Origin of the sequence: Pseudomonas fluorescens, from assembly GCF_012974785.1 — a bacterium.
Lineage (GTDB): Bacteria > Pseudomonadota > Gammaproteobacteria > Pseudomonadales > Pseudomonadaceae > Aquipseudomonas > Aquipseudomonas fluorescens_BT.
The window spans coordinates 3931567-3949589 of the sequence record NZ_CP027561.1 but is presented as its reverse complement, the minus strand read 5'-3'; the positions used below and the strand labels follow the sequence as shown (position 1 = coordinate 3949589).

Here is an 18023-nt window from a genome sequence, read left to right as displayed (position 1 = left end):
AGGTTCTCCCGATCACATCCGGAACACGCCGAAGCGGCTCGGTTCGATAGGCGCGTTCAACGACGCGGACAAGGCCAGGGCCAGTACATCGCGGGTTTGTGCCGGGTCGATGACGCCGTCGTCCCACAGCCGTGCGCTGGAGTAATAGGGGTGACCCTGTTCTTCGTACTGGTCGAGAATCGGTTGCTTGATTTCGCTTTCCTGCTCGGCACTGAATGCCTGGCCACTGCGTTCGGCCTGCTCGCGCTTGACCTGAACCAGCACGCCGGCTGCCTGTTCGGCGCCCATCACGCCGATCCGCGCGTTCGGCCACATCCACAGGAAACGCGGATCGTAGGCCCGCCCGCACATGCCGTAGTTACCGGCGCCGAAGCTGCCGCCGATGATCACGGTGAATTTCGGCACCTTGGCGCACGCCACGGCGGTCACCAGTTTGGCGCCGTGTTTGGCGATGCCGCCGGCCTCGTATTTCTGGCCGACCATGAAGCCTGTGATGTTCTGCAAGAACAGCAGCGGAATGCCGCGCTGGCAGGCCAGTTCGATGAAGTGCGCGCCTTTTTGCGCGGCTTCGGCGAACAGGATGCCGTTGTTGGCGAGGATCGCGATCGGGTAGCCGTGCAGGTGGGCGAAACCGCAGACCAGCGTGGTGCCGAACAAGGCTTTGAATTCATCGAACACCGAACCGTCGACCAGTCGCGCAATCACTTCACGCACATCGAACGGCTGCTTGGCGTCCGCCGAAACCACGCCGTACAACTCGTCGCTGGCGTACAGCGGCGCAATCGGCGCGCGCTGCTGCACTTCGCCGAGCTTGCGCCAGTTGAGGTTGGCGACGCTGCGGCGGGCGAGGGCGAGGGCGTGCTCGTCGCTTTCGGCGTAGTGGTCGGCGACCCCGGAAATCTTGCAATGCACATCGGCCCCGCCGAGGTCTTCGGCGCTGACCACTTCACCGGTCGCGGCTTTCACCAAGGGTGGGCCGGCGAGGAAAATCGTCGCCTGATTGCGCACCATGATCGCTTCGTCAGCCATCGCCGGCACGTAAGCGCCGCCGGCGGTGCAGGAGCCCATGACCACGGCAATCTGCGGAATGCCCATGGCGCTCATGTTGGCCTGGTTGAAGAAGATCCGCCCAAAGTGCTCGCGATCCGGGAACACTTCGTCCTGACGCGGCAGGTTGGCGCCGCCCGAGTCCACCAGATAGATGCACGGCAGGCGATTCTGCTGGGCGATAGTCTGGGCGCGCAGGTGTTTCTTCACGGTCAGAGGGTAGTACGAGCCACCTTTCACGGTCGCGTCGTTGGCGACGATCATGCACTCGACGCCTTCCACGCGACCGATCCCGGCAATCACGCCTGCGGCCGGCACGTCTTCGCCATAAACGGCGTGGGCGGCCAATTGACTGATTTCCAGAAACGGCGAGCCCGGATCGAGCAAGCGGTTGATCCGCTCACGGGGCAGCAGTTTGCCGCGCGAGGTGTGCCGTTCCTGAGCTTTCGCGCCGCCGCCCTGAGCCACTTGGGCGAGCAGGGTGTGCAGGGCGTCGACCTGTTTGAGCATCGCCGCGCTGTTGGCAGCGAACTCCGCTGAACGAGGGTTGAGCTGGGTATGCAGGATAGCCATGGGCAGCTCCGTTTAGCGGGTTTCGTTGAACAGTTCGCGACCGATGAGCATGCGACGGATTTCACTGGTGCCGGCGCCGATTTCGTACAGCTTGGCGTCACGCAACAGACGGCCGGCGGGGAATTCGTTGATGTAACCGTTACCGCCGAGAATCTGGATCGCGTCCAGGGCCATTTGCGTGGCGCGTTCGGCGGTGTAAAGGATCACGCCGGCGGCGTCCTTGCGCGTGGTCTCGTTGCGCTCGCAGGCCTGGGCCACGGCGTAGAGGTAGGCGCGGCTGGCGTTGAGCTGGGTGTACATGTCGGCGACTTTGCCCTGGATCAGCTGGAATTCGCCGATGCTCTGGCCGAACTGCTTGCGGTCGTGGATGTACGGCACGATCAGGTCCATGCACGACTGCATGATCCCGGTCGGGCCACCGGACAGCACGACGCGTTCGTAATCGAGGCCGCTCATCAACACTTTCACGCCGCCGTTGAGTACGCCGAGGATGTTTTCTTCCGGCACTTCGACGTCATCGAAGAACAGCTCGCAAGTGTTGGAGCCGCGCATGCCGAGCTTGTCGAACTTGTTGCTGCGGCTGAAGCCTTTCCAGTCGCGCTCGACGATGAACGCGGTGATGCCGTGAGGGCCTTTTTCCAGGTCGGTCTTGGCGTAGATCACGTAGGTGTTGGCGTCGGGGCCGTTGGTGATCCAGGTTTTGCTGCCGTTGAGTACGAAACGGTCGCCGCGTTTATCGGCGCGCAGTTTCATCGAAACCACGTCGGAACCGGCGTTCGGCTCGCTCATCGCGAGTGCGCCGACGTGTTCGCCGCTGATCAGCTTCGGCAGGTATTTGGTTTTCTGTTCGTGGTTGCCGTTGCGGTTGATCTGGTTCACGCAGAGGTTGGAATGGGCGCCGTAGGACAACGCCACGGAAGCCGAGCCACGGCTGATTTCTTCCATCGCCACCACGTGCGCCAGGTAACCCAGACCAGCGCCGCCGTACTCTTCCGGTACGGTGATGCCGAGCAGGCCCATGTCGCCGAACTTGCGCCACAGATCAGCCGGGAACAGGTTGTCGCTGTCGATCTGCGCGGCACGCGGAGCGATCTCTTTGGCGACAAAGGACTGAACCTGATCGCGCAGCATGTCGATGGTTTCACCGAGGGCAAAGTTCAGGGATGGGTAGCTCATGGGTCACCTTTTGGCTTTTTTGTAGGGTGGGGAGGGCGGCGTTTCGGCTCTCACCTTTACGTTAACGTAAGCCTGTGACGAATGGCTGTCAATCACCCTTTACGTTAACGTCAACTTGAGCGAGAGTAGGGCCAGTTCTGAATGGTCGGAGCTCATATGGCTCCGGTCCAACACCCACTAATAAAGACAATAGGGGTCGTCATGGATCAACCCAGTGCAAACCCGCAGCGCAGCTACACCCGTGGTTCCCAGGACAAAGCCTTGCTGGCGATGACCATCGGGCAGAAGTTCGACGAAACTGTCGCGCAGTACCCGGACGGCGAGGCGCTGGTGGTGCGCCATCAGCAGCTGCGTTACACCTGGCGGCAACTTGCCGACGCGGTGGACGTGCATGCCAGAGCCCTGCTGGCGTTGGGTTTGCAGGCCGGTGATCGGCTCGGCATCTGGGCACCGAACTGCGCGCAGTGGTGCATCGCTCAGTTCTCCACCGCGAAGCTCGGCGTGATTCTGGTCAACATCAACCCGGCCTACCGCAGCTCCGAACTCGAATACGTGCTCAAGCAATCCGGTTGCCAATGGCTGGTCTGCGCCGGGGCGTTCAAGAGCTCCAACTATCACGGCATGTTGCAAGGCTTGCTGCCGGAACTGGCCGAGCAATCCATCGGCGAACTGCGCAGCGAGCGCCTGCCGGAGTTGCGTGGCCTGATCAGCCTCGATTCACAGCCGCCTTCGGGTTTTCTCCCGTGGTCGCAACTGGCCGATCTGGCCGCCAGTGTCTCTCCAGAACAATTGCGTGAACGCAGCGACAGCCTGCACTTCGATCAGCCCGTCAACATTCAGTACACCTCCGGCACCACCGGTTTCCCCAAGGGCGCGACCCTCAGTCATTACAACATCCTCAACAACGGTTACATGGTCGGCGAAAGCCTCGGCCTGACCGCCGCTGATCGGCTGGTGATCCCGGTGCCGCTGTATCACTGCTTCGGCATGGTCATGGGCAACCTCGGCTGCATCACCCACGGCAGCACGATGATTTACCCCAACGACGCCTTCGATCCGCTGCTGACCCTGAGCACCGTCGCCGAAGAAAAGGCCACCGCGCTGTACGGTGTGCCGACCATGTTCATCGCCATGCTCGATCAGCCGCAGCGTGCCGAGTTCGACCTGTCGACCCTGCGAACCGGGATCATGGCCGGCGCCACCTGCCCGATCGAGGTGATGCGCCGGGTCATCAATGAAATGCACATGAGCGAAGTGCAGATCGCCTACGGCATGACCGAAACCAGCCCGGTCTCGCTGCAGACCGGCCCATCCGATGAACTGGAATTGCGCGTCACCACCGTCGGCCGCACCCAGCCACAACTCGAAAGCAAAATCATCGACGAGGCCGGCAACCCGGTACCGCGCGGCACCATCGGCGAACTGTGCACCCGTGGCTACAGCGTGATGCTCGGCTACTGGAACAACCCGAATGCCACCGCCGAAGCCATCGACGCAGCAGGCTGGATGCACACCGGCGACCTGGCGAGCATGAACGACGAGGGTTACGTGTGCATCGCCGGCCGCAACAAGGACATGATCATCCGTGGCGGCGAAAACATTTACCCGCGTGAACTGGAAGAGTTCTTCTTCACCCATCCAGCGGTGGCGGACGTGCAGGTGATCGGCATTCCCTGCTCGCGTTACGGCGAGGAAATCGTCGCCTGGATCAAATTCCACCCCGGCCACAGCGCGACCGAACAAGAACTGCAAGCGTGGTGCAAGGAGCGCATCGCCCACTTCAAGACGCCGCGTTACTTCAAGTTTGTGGAGGAGTTTCCGATGACGGTGACGGGCAAGATCCAGAAATTCCGGATGCGTGAGATCAGTATCGAAGAATTACGCGAAAAGCACGCCTGACACAGATCAAATGTGGGAGCGAGCTTGCCCGCGAATGCAGTGTGCCATTCACCAAGCATGTTGGCTGACCTGACGCATTCGCGAGCAAGCCCGCTCCCACATGGCGGCGGTGAAAACAGGAATCACAGGAAGCACAAAGGGGAGCCGAAGCTCCCCTTTAATTTTGTCGTCGCGTGCTCTTTTTATTATTGAGGGTCGGTCTGTTGTTGTTTTTGGCAACCGTGGCCCTTTACCGCTGTTTTTGGCGACCCCCATCCGGGGTCAAGAGCAAACGTATTTTTTTGAGCGCTGATCTACTTTCTCGTCTAGCGATCCAACCGATTCGGGAGCTACCTGAAGGTAGTTTTATTGTTCTCTGCCCGGTTGCGGGTCATTCCGAGGAACACCCTGAAAAGCACACCTTCTCCAAAAAAATCTGTTAGCTGCGTCTCTGCCGTGTTGTTTTTGTTATGTCAGAGTCGGTACGTCTTATTTTTATTGGTTTGCTGCTTTTTATTCTTGTTATGCCATAGAGATAGCAGAAGCCGTGCCAACTTTTCAAAACCCTTGTAAATCAATGGTTTGAGATTTTTGAGGGATTTTTCCTTCAGGCTAAACCAGACAATTTGTTTCCGTGTTACTCGCTTGCGCCCACGTTTCGCACTCGGCGGTAACACCATCCCCTCACTGTGCGCTACGGGCCTTGGCCACGCGCGAACCGGTCGGGCGACCCAGCACCGCACTGATCTGCTGGCCGGCGGCAATCAAGGCGTCGAGGTCGATACCGGTCTCGATGCCCAGGCCGTTGAGCAGGTACACCACGTCTTCGGTGGCGACGTTACCGCTGGCGCCTTTGGCGTACGGGCAGCCGCCGAGGCCGGCGATCGAGCTGTCGAACACCGCGATGCCTTCCAGCAGGCTGGCGTAAATGTTGGCCATGGCCTGGCCATAGGTATCGTGGAAGTGGCCGGCGAGTTTCTCTCGCGGCACCTCCTTCGAGACCACTTCGAACAGCCGGCGGGTCGCGCCCGCGGTGCCGGTGCCGATGGTGTCGCCCAGCGACACTTCATAGCAGCCCATCGCGTACAACTCGTGGGCTACCACCGCCACTTGCTCCGGGGCGACCTCGCCTTCATAAGGACAGCCGAGCACGCAGGACACGTAACCGCGCACGGTAACGCCGTGCTGTTTCGCCGACTCCATGATCGGCGTGAACCGCGCCAGGCTTTCGCTGATCGAGCAATTGATGTTGCGCTGCGAGAACGCCTCGGACGCAGCGGCAAACACCGCGACTTCCTTGACCCCGGCGGCCAGCGCATCTTCAAAGCCGCGCAGGTTCGGCGCCAGCGCGCCGTAGGTCACGCCGGGCTTGCGCTGGATTTGCGCGAACACCTCGGCGGAACCGGCCATCTGCGGCACCCACTTGGGCGAGACGAAACTGCCGACTTCTATATAGCCGAGGCCGGCGGCGCTCAACGCGTCGACCAGTTGCACCTTGTCGGCGACGCTGATGGGCTGGGCTTCGTTCTGCAGGCCGTCACGCGGGCCGACTTCGATCAGGCGTACTTGGGAGGGGAGGGACATGGCGTTGACCTGCTGTTTGAATTCCTGCGGAACCCTTGTGGGAGCGGGCTTGCTCGCGAAGGCGGAGTGTCAGCCGACAAATCTGATTCTGAAACACCGCATTCGCGGGCAAGCCCGCTCCCACAGGAGATGAATTGTGGCTGTTACTGCGCGACTTGCTGACTCTTGAGCGTCTGCTCCAGCGCCTGCACGCAGCGTTCTTCGGCGGTGTCGAGTTCCAGCTTCATCTGTTCGATGTCCAGCAGTTGCTGTTCAAGCTGTTCACGGCGTTCGCTGATTTTCGCCAGCATGCTGTTGAGTTGTTTGGTGTTACCGCTGGAGGGGTCGTAGAGCTCGATCAGCTCGCGGCACTCGGCCAGGGAAAAACCGATGCGCTTGCCCCGCAGGATCAGCTTCAGGCTGACCTTGTCGCGTGGCGAATAGATACGTTCCTGGCCTCGGCGCTCGGGGCTGAGCAGGCCTTGTTCTTCATAGAAACGGATCGCCCGGGTGGTGATGTCCAGCTCGCGGGCGAGGTCGGAAATGCTGTAGGTCTGGCTGCTCATGAAAGCGCTCGAAGAAGGGTCTTGGCGCTAAGCTAATGGCAGGTTGACGTTTACGTCAAGTGGCGGGCGCCTGCAGCTTGTCGAGCTTCTTCTCGTGCGCTGTCACTTGCTGGCACAACTCGATCATCTGCTCGCGCATCCAGCGGTTGGCCGGGTCCTGATCGGTGCTTTCGTGCCAGTACAAATGGGTTTCCACCGGTGGCACATCGTTGACCGGCAGATTGAACGCATGCAGATCATGGCGACGGGCGAAACGCTCCGGCACGGTCATCACCATGTCGGTCTGCTGCAACACCTGGGAAGCCATCAGGTAATGCTGCGAGCGCAGGGCGATCTTGCGCTGGATGCCCATCTTCCCCAACGCCAGATCGACATGGCCCAGGCCACTGCGCCGGCTGGAAATATGAATGTGGGTCAGCGACAGGTAATCGTCGAGTGTGAATTTTTCCTTGGTCGCCAGCGGATGACCCTTGCGCATCGCGCAGACGTAACGGTCTTCCATCAGCTTGACGTGACGCACCTGCGGGTCGGTGTTGAGCGGCGCATCCACTGCGAAATCGAGGCGCCCGGCGGCCAGTTCCTTTGTGGTTTCCCGGCGCTTGGACAGGAAACTCTCGATGATCACCGTCGGTGCCAGCCGACGCAGGCGCTGGAACAGCGGGGGCAGAATCACCGCTTCGGTAAGGTCAGTCATGCTGATGCGGTAGGTCTTGACCGCTTGCGATGGGTTGAAAATCCGGCTTTCCTGAACCGATACCCGCAGCAGCGACAGCGCGTTGCGCACCGGGCCGATGATGTTCTGCGCCATGGGCGTCGGCACCATGCCCTGGGCGGTGCGTACGAAGAGCGGGTCGTTGAAGGTCTCGCGCAACCGCGCCAAGGCGTTGGACACCGCTGGCTGGGTGATGCCGACAATCTGCCCGGCGCGGGTCAGGTTGGCTTCGGTGTAGATCGCGTCGAAGACGATGAAAAGGTTGAGGTCGACCTTGCTCAGATTCATTACGCGGCTCTCTTGTTATAGGGGCTTGTTATAGGTGAATGGCGCGGGTCAGGGCGGCCAGGAAAATCAACCAATCATATATCGGTGATGAATGTTTATACACGCCGAGAATAGGCTAGGTAAATTATCAACGCTGTTCTAGCATCGATTGCATGACTTAAACAACCTGCCGAAAAAAGGTAATTGCTCATGGATTTCGCTTATTCGCCCAAGGTGCAAGAACTGCGTGAGCGCGTGACCGCGTTCATGGACACTTACGTTTACCCGGCCGAAGCCGTGTTCGAACGGCAGGTTGCCGAGGGCGACCGCTGGCAGCCGACCGCAATCATGGAAGAGCTCAAGGCCAAGGCGAAAGCTGAAGGGCTGTGGAATTTGTTTCTGCCTGAGTCGGAGCTCGGCGCCGGCCTGACCAACCTCGAATACGCGCCATTGGCAGAAATCATGGGCCGTTCGCTGCTCGGTCCCGAGCCGTTCAACTGCTCGGCGCCGGACACCGGCAACATGGAAGTGCTGGTGCGTTACGCCAACGAAGAACAGAAGCAGCGCTGGCTTGAACCGCTGTTGCGCGGCGAGATCCGCTCGGCGTTTGCCATGACCGAACCTGACGTCGCGTCCTCCGACGCCACCAACATGGCCGCCCGTGCCGTGCGCGATGGCGACGAGTGGGTCATCAATGGCAAGAAATGGTGGACCTCCGGCGCCTGCGATCCGCGCTGCAAGATCCTGATCTTCATGGGCCTGAGCAACCCCGACGCTCCGCGCCACGCCCAGCACTCGATGATCCTGGTGCCGGTCGACACCCCCGGCGTGAAGATTGTCCGCCCGCTGCCGGTGTTCGGTTACGACGACGCACCTCACGGCCACGCCGAAGTGCTGTTCGACAACGTGCGAGTGCCGTACGAAAACGTCCTGCTCGGTGAAGGACGCGGCTTCGAAATCGCTCAAGGTCGCCTTGGCCCGGGCCGGATTCACCACTGCATGCGTTCGATCGGCATGGCCGAGCGTGCACTGGAACTGATGTGCAAACGTTCGGTAAGCCGTACCGCGTTCGGCAAACCGCTGGCGCGCCTGGGCGGTAACGTCGACAAGATCGCCGACTCGCGGATGGAGATCGACATGGCGCGCCTGCTGACCCTGAAAGCGGCGTATATGATGGACACCGTGGGTAACAAGGTCGCCAAGAGCGAAATCGCGCAGATCAAGGTCGTCGCACCGAACGTCGCGTTGCGGGTGATCGACCGGGCGATCCAGATCCATGGCGGGGCCGGGGTGTCGAACGATTTTCCGCTGGCCTACATGTACGCCATGCAACGCACCCTGCGCCTGGCCGACGGCCCGGACGAAGTGCACCGCGCGGCGATCGGCAAGTTCGAGATCGGCAAGTACGTGCCGAAGGAAATGCTGCGTAGCGGTCATTAAGACCGCGGTGCCTGCTATCGCGAGCAGGCTCGCTCCCACGGGTTCGCTGGTGTCCACACACTTTGTGTTCACTGGAGATCTAATGTGGGAGCGAGCCTGCTCGCGATGGGGCCTGCTCGTTCAACGCATCACCAACAAATTCAGTAAACCCAAACCTCAACCCGCCGATTCTTGATCCTGCCTTCATCCCCGCTGTTGGTCGCCACCGGCATCAGCGCGCCAAACCCGCGCACTTCGCGCAACACCACGCCGTTTTTCACCAACTCCCGGCGTACCGCCATCGCCCGCAGCTTCGACAGCAAATCCGCCCGGGCCGGGTCGTCCTTGGCGTCGCCGAATCCCACCAGCGTTACCGCGCGGTCGGTCTTGTCGTGGTGCTTTATATAGTCGAACACCCGGGCCAGATCCTGCCGGGCCTTGTTGTCGAGGCTGGCGCTGCCTTCTTCGAAGCGGAAGTTCACGGTCAGACGCTGGGCGTGCCGGCTGAGGGATTGATAACCCTCGGGCATCAGCGCATTGGGCGTGACCGAGATGGCGTGCACGGTCTGGGCGATAAAACCGTTGGCCGCGACAATCGCCTGGCCCTGGCGGCTTTGCGCAAAATCCACCAAGGCTGCGGCCCACGGATTTTGATTGTCGGGTGGCAAATAGAAAAACAAGCGCCGAGACAGTGGATAGTCTTCGGTGGCGATCAGGCTGGCCAGTGGCAGCATGGCCTGGGATTGCCCGTCGACAATCGCCACGGCTTTGGCCTGGCGCACATAGGGCAAACCAATAAAACCGATGGCCTGGGGATCGGCGCTCACGGCGTCGGACAATTGCTCGCTGGATTCGAAACGTTTCGCCGAGCTGTTCAGGGTTTTCCCACGACGGCTGAGGACAAGTTCCTTGAACGTGTCATAGGTGCCGGACTGATCATCCCGCGCATATAAATGAATCGTCCCACCCTTGCCGCCGACGTCTTCCCACGTCTTCGCCTCGCCGCTGAAGATTCGCGCCAGTTGTTCTGTGTTCAGTTGATTCAGCGGATTGTCGGGATGGAGGATGATCGCCAGACCATCGATGGCGATGACTTGCTCGGCGCCGGGGCTTTTCAGGTCACCGAGAGGTAGCAGGCTAGCGAGTTCGCTGTCCTTGATCGGACGGGAGGAGGCGGCCAGATCGGCGCTTTTGCTTTTGAGAGCGGTGAAACCGGTGCTGGAACCATGGGCGGCGATTTCCACCACGACCCGCTTACCTTGAGCCGTGAGGCCGACGACCCGTTGTTCGTTGGCGGTGTCCGGGGTTTCGCTGTGGATTTTCAACAGCCCCTGATCTTGCAGCAAGCCTTCCACCAATGCCGGACCCAGCGCCGCACCAATGGTGTTGGAACCCTGGATGCGCAAGGCCGGGCCGTTCTCGGGAATGGGTAACGCCGCGGCCGAAACCTGCAGCCAGCCGCTCAGGAGAAAGACGAACAGAACACGCAGGGTCATGCCGGCACCGATTGCAGCCAAGGGGATTGCCGGGGAGATTAAGTCAGTTAGGTTGCTGAAAGATGACAGGACAGAAGATCACAACCGCCGGCCGTGATCTTCTGCTTCAAGCGGGTCAGCTCAATTCCAGCCAGATCGGCGCATGATCCGAAGGCTTTTCCATCCCGCGCAATTCATAGTCAACGCCGGCCGCTTTCACCCGTGGCAGCAAGCCATGGGACGCCAGAATCACATCGATGCGCAGACCGCGCTTCGGCTCGTCTTCAAACCCGCGGCTGCGGTAGTCGAACCAGCTGAACATGTCCGTCACGTCCGGGTTCAGGTGACGGAAGCTGTCGGTCAGGCCCCAGTTTTTCAGGCGGGCCATCCATTCGCGTTCTTCCGGCAGGAAGCTGCATTTACCGGTTTTCAGCCAGCGCTTCATGTTGTCCGGGCCAATGCCGATGTCGCTGTCTTCCGGGGAAATGTTCACGTCGCCCATCACCACCAGTGGCTGTTGATTGTGGAACTGGCTTTCCAGCAACGCCTGCAAATCGCTGTAGAAGCGCTGCTTGGCCGGGAATTTGGTCGGGTGGTCGCGGCTTTCGCCCTGTGGGAAATAGCCGTTCATGATCGTCACCGGCACGCCGTTGGCGTCGGCGAATGTGCCCCAGATAAAGCGCCGCTGCGCGTCTTCTTCATCGGTGGCAAAGCCCTTGTGCACGGCAATCGGCTCCTGGCGCGAGAGCAGGGCAACGCCGTAATGACCTTTCTGACCGTGGAAATACACGTGATAACCCAGGGCCCGTACGTCTTCCAGCGGGAACTGGTCGTCGTGGACTTTGGTTTCCTGCAGGCCGATGACGTCCGGCTGATGCTTTTCGATCAGCGCCGCCAGCTGATGCGGGCGAGCCCGCAGTCCGTTGATGTTGAAGGAAACGATCTTCATGGTCGGCAGTCCTGGCAAAAGGGCGATGCTAGCTGACATGTAGGATCTGGGCCAGCGTGGCGGTAGTCCATATGCGCTGCTAATGTCTTTCGGGTGTGGGAACGATCCCTTCAGCCCAAGGCTCGTATAACAAGAACGGGGCCTGTTGAGTTCCGTCCAGGGAGAATCACCGTCATGCCTGAAACCTCGACCGCCATCGCCGACATCCACATGCTCGACCGCGGCTATTCCCGTGAAGCGCGCTCCTTGCTGTATCAGGCCTATCGTCACGAGCCGACTTTCGCTTACCTGTTCGAGGCCGAACGTCCGGGGTACGAACAACGCGTGCGCGCCACGGTGCGGGAACTGGTCAAACAGCATTTCCTGCAGGATCTGCCGGCCATCGGCCTGCTGGTCAACGATCGCTTGATCGGCATTGCCCTGATCGCGCCGCCGCAACGACGACTGGGTGTCACCGAAAGCTGGGCCTGGCGTTTGCGCATGGTGTTGAGCACCGGTTTTCGCTGCACCCGGCGCTATCTGGAATATCACGCCGCCGTTGAAGCCTGCGTGCCCACCGACTCGGTGCACATGCTGCCGCTGCTGGGCGTGCATCCGCAATTTCAGGGCAAACACTTCGGCGAACAGCTGCTGCAAGCGGTACATAACTGGTGCGCGGTGGACGAAAACTCCCAGGGCGTGATCCTCGATACCGGCAACCCGAGATACCTGGAGTTTTACAAGCGTCAGGGCTACGAGGAAATCGGCGAAGTCGCCGTCGGCCCGGTGCGTGAACACGTGTTTTTCCACGCCAACCCGCAGGTGTTACAAACTGCAACGGCTTGAGGGTCGAACTTTCCGCGCACCCCAAGGCTCTATCACGCTCCCAAGCTCGTGATAGCATCCGCGCCTATGAAGTTTCCAGGAAGATTTACCAGTGGCGTGCTCATGCTGTTAACCAGCTGCGCGGCGCTGGCGCAAAGTGAATTGGATGTGCGGGTCAAACCGTCCAACGATGAACTCAAGGCCAATATAGAAGGCTATATCGGCAGCCTCGGCGATCGTGACGAAGAAGCCTTGCAGCGCTTCAGTCGCGGTGCCGAAGAGCAGGCGCGCAAGGCCGCCCAGGCTTTGGGCTACTACCAGCCGCAGATCGACAGCGAAGTGAAGGGCGGTGAAAAACCGCGTCTGGTGCTGAAGATCGATCCCGGCGAGCCGATTCGCCTGCGCAACGTGACCGTGCGCGTCGACGGCCCGGCGGCCTCCCTCAAATCCTTTCGAGTCCCCAAGAGCGACGTGCTCAAGCCCGGCGCGGTGCTCAACCATGGGCGTTACGAAGACGCCAAGCGCCTGATTCAGAACCAGGCGTCGCGCTACGGCTTCTTCAGCGGTCGTTTCACCAGTCAGAAATTGATGGTCGATCCCCGCGCCGGGGTCGCCGACGTAGAACTGATCTACGAAAGCGGCCCGCGTTATGCGCTGGGCAAAGTCAGTTTCGAGGGCGACACGCCGTTCGATGAAGACCTGCTCCAGCGCATGGTGCCGTTCAAGCCGGGCGAGCCTTACGACTCCGAACTGATCGCCGAACTCAACCGCGACCTGCAATCGAGCGGCTATTTCGAAGGCGTGCGGGTCGACGCCGCGCCGACCGCCGCAAAAAACGACGTGATCCCGGTGGACGTCAAACTCGACACCCGCAAGCCGCGCACCATGGGCCTGGGCCTTGGTTATTCCACCGACGTCGGCCCGCGGATCAAGGCCAACTGGACCCGTCACTGGGTCAACCCGCAAGGCGACAGTTATGGCTGGGAGGCCGAGCTGTCGGCGCCACGGCAGAACGTCGGTCTGTTCTACGACATTCCGCTGGATCCGCCACTGACCGACAAGTTGCGCTGGGCCGGTGGTTATCAGTACGAAGACATCGACGGCTCCGACACCCTGAGCAAACTGCTGACCTTCGGCCCGGAATGGCACAGCAAGTTGCCCAGCGGCTGGCAACGGGTCATTTCGCTGAAATGGCAGCGTGAGGAATATCAGCTCGGTGACGATTCGGGCCTGAGTACCTTGCTGATGCCCGGCATCAGTTACTCCTATCTGAAAAGTGACAATCGTATCGACCCGCACAACGGCTATCGCCTGACCTTCGAAAGCAAGGTGGCGAAAGAAGGCCTCGGTTCGGACAACAACTTGCTGTATGGCACCGCGCTGATCAAAGGCCTGACCACGGTGTTCGACAACCACCGCTTTCTCGGACGTGTCCAGGTCGGTGGCAGTGCCACTAACGGTTACAGTTCGGTGCCGCCATCGCTGCGTTTCTTCGCCGGTGGCGACCAGAGTGTGCGCGGTTACGACTATCAGAGTCTGTCCCCGGAGAACTCCAAAGGCGACCGCATCGGTGGGCGCTACATGGTGGCCGGCAGTGTCGAGTATCAATACTCGATCGCCGAGAAATGGCGGGTCGCGACTTTCGTAGACCAGGGCAACTCCTTCAACAAACTCGAACTGCCGAACCTCAAGACCGGGGTCGGTATCGGTGTGCGCTGGGTTTCACCGGTGGGGCCGATCCGCCTCGACCTGGCCCATGCGCTGGACGATGACGGCGGCATCCGGCTGCACTTTTCCATGGGGCCTGAGCTGTGAAGCGTGGTTTGAAAATATCGGCGCTGGTGCTGTTGTCGTTGGTGCTGCTGATGGTGTTGAGCATCACCGCTGTGCTCGGAACGCAGGCTGGCAGCCGGTGGGTGTTGGGGGTGGTGCCGGGCCTGAGCGTCGACAACTTCCAGGGTCGCCTCGGCGGGCAGTGGAGCGCCGATCATCTGTTGTGGCAGCAAGACAGCAGCCGCGTTGAGTTGAGCAAGCCGATCTTCGAATGGTCGCCACTGTGCCTGACGCGTATGACGCTGTGCATCGAGCAGCTCAAGGCTGATCAAGTCATCCTGCAGTTCCCGCCCAGTGAAGAAACCACCGAAAGCGGTCCGATCAAACTGCCGGACCTGCAATTGCCGGTGGCCATCGAGCTGGGCGACGTGCAAGTCGGCAGCCTGCTGTTCAACGGCAGCGAACAGCTCAAAGGCCTGCAACTGGCGGCGCACTGGACTGCCAAGGGCATGCAGATCGACAGCGTGAAGCTGCAACGCGATGACTTGAGCCTGAAGCTGTCTGGTCTGTTGCAACCCACCGGTAACTGGCCGCTGAGCATTGCCGGTGATCTGACGCTGCCGTCGCCGGGCAGTGGTCCATGGACACTGGCACTCAAAGTCGACGGCGACCTGCTGAAAACCCTCAACCTGCACGCCGACAGCCGTGGCTACCTCGACGGCCAGTTGAGCGGCGAGCTGCAACCGCTGGTGGAAAACCTGCCGGCCAAGGTGCGGATCACCTCGGAAGCGTTCAAACCGAGCGCGGATCTGCCGGATACCCTGCAATTGAATCAACTGGTATTGACCGGCGAAGGCGACCTGAAAAACGGTTACCAATTGCTCGGCAACGCCACGTTGCCTGCGGATAAAGGCCCGGTAGCGCTATTGCTCAAGGGCAAGGTCGACGCCAAGGGCGCACAGATTGCCGGCCTCGACCTGACGGCCAACGACAAGCAAAGCCTCAAGCTCACCGGCAACGTCGACTGGAGCAAAGGCCTCAGTGCCCAGGCCACTATCAACTGGCTGGATTTTCCGTGGCACCGGCTCTATCCGGAGATCGACGAACCGCAGGTCACGTTGCGTACCTTCACCGGCGAAGTCTCCTACACCGACGGTCAGTACATCGGTAACTTCGCCGCCGCCGCAGATGGACCGGCGGGGGCGTTCAGCCTGAGCAGTCCGTTCAGCGGCAATCTCAAGCAGATTTTCCTGCCACAACTGAAACTCGAAGCCGGGCAGGGTAAAGCCGAAGGCCATGTGAACGTGCAGTTCGCCGATGGCATCGCCTGGGACACTGCGCTGGAACTGTCGGCGCTCAACCCGGCGTACTGGGTTGCGGAGTTGCCGGGCACCCTGGCCGGCCCGTTGAAAAGCAAAGGTGAAATGAAGAACGAGCGCCTGAGCCTCAACGCCGACCTCGATCTGAAGGGCAAACTGCGCGGGCAACCGGCGATCCTGCAAGCCAAGGCCGACGGCGCGGGCGAGCAGTGGAATCTGAATGCCCTGCAAATCCGCCTCGGCGACAACAGCATCAACGGCAAGGGCAGCCTGCAACAGAAGCTCGCCGGGCAGATCGACATCAAGCTGCCGCGTCTGGCCCAACTCTGGCCGCAGCTGCGCGGACAGGTCAACGGGCGGGTCGATGTCGCCGGCACGCTGAAGGCGCCGCAGGGCAAGCTCGGCCTGCAAGGTTCGCAACTGGCGTTCCAGGACAATCGCCTGCAAAGCCTCAACCTCGACGCCACTCTCGACAGCGCGCAACGGGCAAAAATCGACCTCAAGGGCAGCGGCATCCAGGCCGGCGATACGTCGCTGGGCACCCTGACCGCCAGCGCCCAAGGTGACATCAAAAGCCAGAAACTCAATCTCGACCTGCTCGGGCCGAAGCTGAAACTGGCGCTGGGCCTGGACGGCAATCTGGACAAGGGCAACTGGCGCGGTCGTCTGGCCAGCGGTGATATTCAGGCTGGCGGCCAGGACTGGAAGCTGCAAAACCCGGCCAGGCTCGAACGACTGGCCGACGGCAAGATCAACTTCGGGGCCCATTGCTGGATGTCCGGCAATGCCAGCCTGTGTGGCGAAGACCAGCGGTTGATGCCGGAGCCGAAGCTGCGTTATCACCTCAAGCAATTCCCGATCGAAAGCCTGGCACAGTGGCTGCCGAAGGATTTCGCCTGGCAGGGCAAGCTCAACGCCGACCTGCAACTGGACCTGCCGGCCAGCGGCCCGAACGGCCAGATCAGCATCGACGCCAGCGGCGGCACCTTGCGCATGAAGGAAAAGGATCAGTGGCTGGACTTCCCGTACCAGACCCTCAAGCTCACCAGCAAACTCACGCCGAAACGCATCGACACCGACCTCAATTTCGTCGGCGGCAAACTGGGTGAACTGATGGTGCAGGCGCAGCTCAATCCGTTGCCGAAGAACAAACCGCTGAACGGCTCGTTCCGTCTCAGCGGGTTGGATCTGTCGGTGGCACGGCCGTTCGTGCCGATGGTCGAGAAACTCACCGGGCACCTGAACGGCAGCGGCACGATCTCCGGCGGACTGCTCGCGCCGCTGGTCAACGGCACCGTGCAACTCAGTGACGGTGAAGTGTCCGGCCCGGAACTGCCGCTGGAGTTGCAGGCGCTGCAACTGCAAGCAGTGATCGCCGGGGAAACCGTGCGACTGAACGGCGGCTGGAAAAGCGGCAAGGCCGGGCAGGGCAGCCTCAGCGGCAATGTTGCCTGGGGCCAGGCGCTGGTGGTGGATCTGGCGCTCAAGGGCACGCAATTGCCGGTCACCGTCGAACCCTACGCCAAGCTTGAAGTGGCGCCGGACCTGAAGATTTCCATGGCCGGCGATGAGCTGGCGATTGCCGGCAAGGTGCTGGTGCCCAGAGGCGAAATCACCGTGCGCGAATTGCCGCCATCGACGGTGAAAGTCTCCGATGACACGATCATCGTCGGTGCGCAGACCGAAGAGGGCAAACCGCCGCTGGCGATGAAAATGGACATCGACGTGGTGGTCGGCGAGGACAAACTGAGCTTTGCCGGGTTCGGCCTGACCGCCAACCTGCAAGGTCACGTGCACATCGGCGACAACATGGACACCCGTGGCGAGCTGTGGCTCAACGACGGCAAATACCGCGCCTACGGCCAACGCCTGACGGTGCGCCGGGCGCGTCTGCTGTTCGCCGGGCCACTGGATCAGCCGTATCTGGACATCGAAGCGATTCGCCAGACCGACGATGTGATCGCCGGTATCCGCCTGAGCGGCAGCGCCGAGCAGCCGACCACGCAGATCTTCTCGGAACCGGCCATGAGCCAGGAACAGGCGCTGTCCTATCTGGTGCTGGGGCGTCCGCTGAGCACCACGGGCGAAGACAACAACATGCTCGCGCAAGCAGCGCTCGGTCTGGGGTTGATGGGCAGTTCCGGGGTGACCAGCGGTCTGGCCAAGGATCTGGGGATTCAAGACTTCCAGCTCGACACCCAGGGCAGCGGCAACACCACCAGCGTGGTGGCCAGCGGCAACATCTCCGAGAAGCTCAGCCTGCGTTACGGCGTCGGCGTATTCGAACCGGCCAACACCATCGCCTTGCGCTACAAGCTGAGCAAGAAGGTCTACCTGGAAGCCGCCAGCGGCGTGGCCAGTTCGCTGGATATCTTCTACAAGCGGGATTTCTAGCCCGCTTTTCCCTCCCTTTATACCAAGTTGGTGCAATCGCCAGCAGGCTGACTCCCGCAGGGTTTTTGATGTTCACAACTCTGTGGGAGCGAGCTTGCTCGCGAAGGC

General features: G+C 61.0%; 12 protein-coding genes. 5 read left to right on the top strand and 7 right to left on the bottom strand.

Going from position 1 to position 18023, the window contains the following annotated elements; translation table 11 throughout:
- Positions 1–12 precede the first annotated feature (12 nt).
- Positions 13–1620, bottom strand: coding sequence for a carboxyl transferase domain-containing protein (locus C6Y56_RS17730; RefSeq protein ID WP_085612691.1), 1608 nt, complete (start codon positions 1618–1620; stop codon positions 13–15).
- 12 nt (positions 1621–1632) lie between these two features.
- Positions 1633–2796, bottom strand: coding sequence for an isovaleryl-CoA dehydrogenase (locus tag C6Y56_RS17725; RefSeq protein WP_064597789.1), 1164 nt, complete (start codon positions 2794–2796; stop codon positions 1633–1635).
- Positions 2797–2997: 201 nt separating this feature from the next.
- Between C6Y56_RS17725 and C6Y56_RS17720 the strand changes: the two genes are divergently transcribed.
- Complete coding sequence (locus C6Y56_RS17720) at positions 2998–4695, top strand: AMP-binding protein (RefSeq protein ID WP_169430979.1); 1698 nt, start codon at positions 2998–3000, stop codon at positions 4693–4695.
- Between the two features lie 663 nt (positions 4696–5358).
- On the opposite strand, the gene C6Y56_RS17715 is transcribed toward C6Y56_RS17720, so the two are convergent.
- The 3 genes from C6Y56_RS17715 to C6Y56_RS17705 form a co-directional block, all read right to left on the bottom strand.
- Positions 5359–6258, bottom strand: a complete 900-nt coding sequence (locus C6Y56_RS17715) for a hydroxymethylglutaryl-CoA lyase (RefSeq protein ID WP_169430978.1) — start codon at positions 6256–6258, stop codon at positions 5359–5361.
- A 143-nt stretch (positions 6259–6401) separates the two neighbouring features.
- The gene (locus C6Y56_RS17710) at positions 6402–6803 is read right to left on the bottom strand and encodes a MerR family transcriptional regulator (protein WP_007951507.1); all 402 of its coding nucleotides are present in this window, start codon (positions 6801–6803) and stop codon (positions 6402–6404) included.
- A gap of 55 nt (positions 6804–6858) precedes the next feature.
- Positions 6859–7803: a LysR family transcriptional regulator gene (locus tag C6Y56_RS17705; RefSeq protein ID WP_011334997.1), complete on the bottom strand. Its 945-nt coding sequence runs from the start codon at positions 7801–7803 to the stop codon at positions 6859–6861.
- Between the two features lie 189 nt (positions 7804–7992).
- On the opposite strand from C6Y56_RS17705, the gene C6Y56_RS17700 reads away from it, so the two are divergent.
- Positions 7993–9222: an acyl-CoA dehydrogenase gene (locus C6Y56_RS17700; RefSeq protein WP_003223710.1), complete on the top strand. Its 1230-nt coding sequence runs from the start codon at positions 7993–7995 to the stop codon at positions 9220–9222.
- A gap of 140 nt (positions 9223–9362) precedes the next feature.
- Here C6Y56_RS17700 and C6Y56_RS17695 read toward each other — a convergent pair whose 3' ends face one another.
- Positions 9363–10697, bottom strand: a complete 1335-nt coding sequence (locus tag C6Y56_RS17695) for a substrate-binding domain-containing protein (RefSeq protein WP_169430977.1) — start codon at positions 10695–10697, stop codon at positions 9363–9365.
- Positions 10698–10812: 115 nt separating this feature from the next.
- Complete coding sequence (gene xthA, locus C6Y56_RS17690; protein ID WP_169430976.1) at positions 10813–11625, bottom strand: exodeoxyribonuclease III; 813 nt, start codon at positions 11623–11625, stop codon at positions 10813–10815.
- A gap of 174 nt (positions 11626–11799) precedes the next feature.
- Between xthA and C6Y56_RS17685 the strand changes: the two genes are divergently transcribed.
- The 3 genes from C6Y56_RS17685 to C6Y56_RS17675 all read left to right on the top strand — a co-directional run bounded on the left by C6Y56_RS17685 (position 11800) and on the right by C6Y56_RS17675 (position 17915).
- Positions 11800–12450: a GNAT family N-acetyltransferase gene (locus tag C6Y56_RS17685; RefSeq protein ID WP_169430975.1), complete on the top strand. Its 651-nt coding sequence runs from the start codon at positions 11800–11802 to the stop codon at positions 12448–12450.
- Positions 12451–12516: 66 nt separating this feature from the next.
- Positions 12517–14244 carry an autotransporter assembly complex protein TamA gene (locus tag C6Y56_RS17680; RefSeq protein WP_169430974.1) on the top strand — a complete coding sequence of 576 codons (1728 nt, stop codon included), beginning with the start codon at positions 12517–12519 and terminating at the stop codon, positions 14242–14244.
- On the top strand, positions 14241–17915 hold the full coding sequence (locus C6Y56_RS17675) for a translocation/assembly module TamB domain-containing protein (protein ID WP_169430973.1): 3675 nt from the start codon (positions 14241–14243) through the stop codon (positions 17913–17915). Before C6Y56_RS17680 ends, C6Y56_RS17675 begins: the two co-directional genes overlap by 4 nt.
- The last annotated feature ends 108 nt before the right edge of the window (positions 17916–18023 follow it).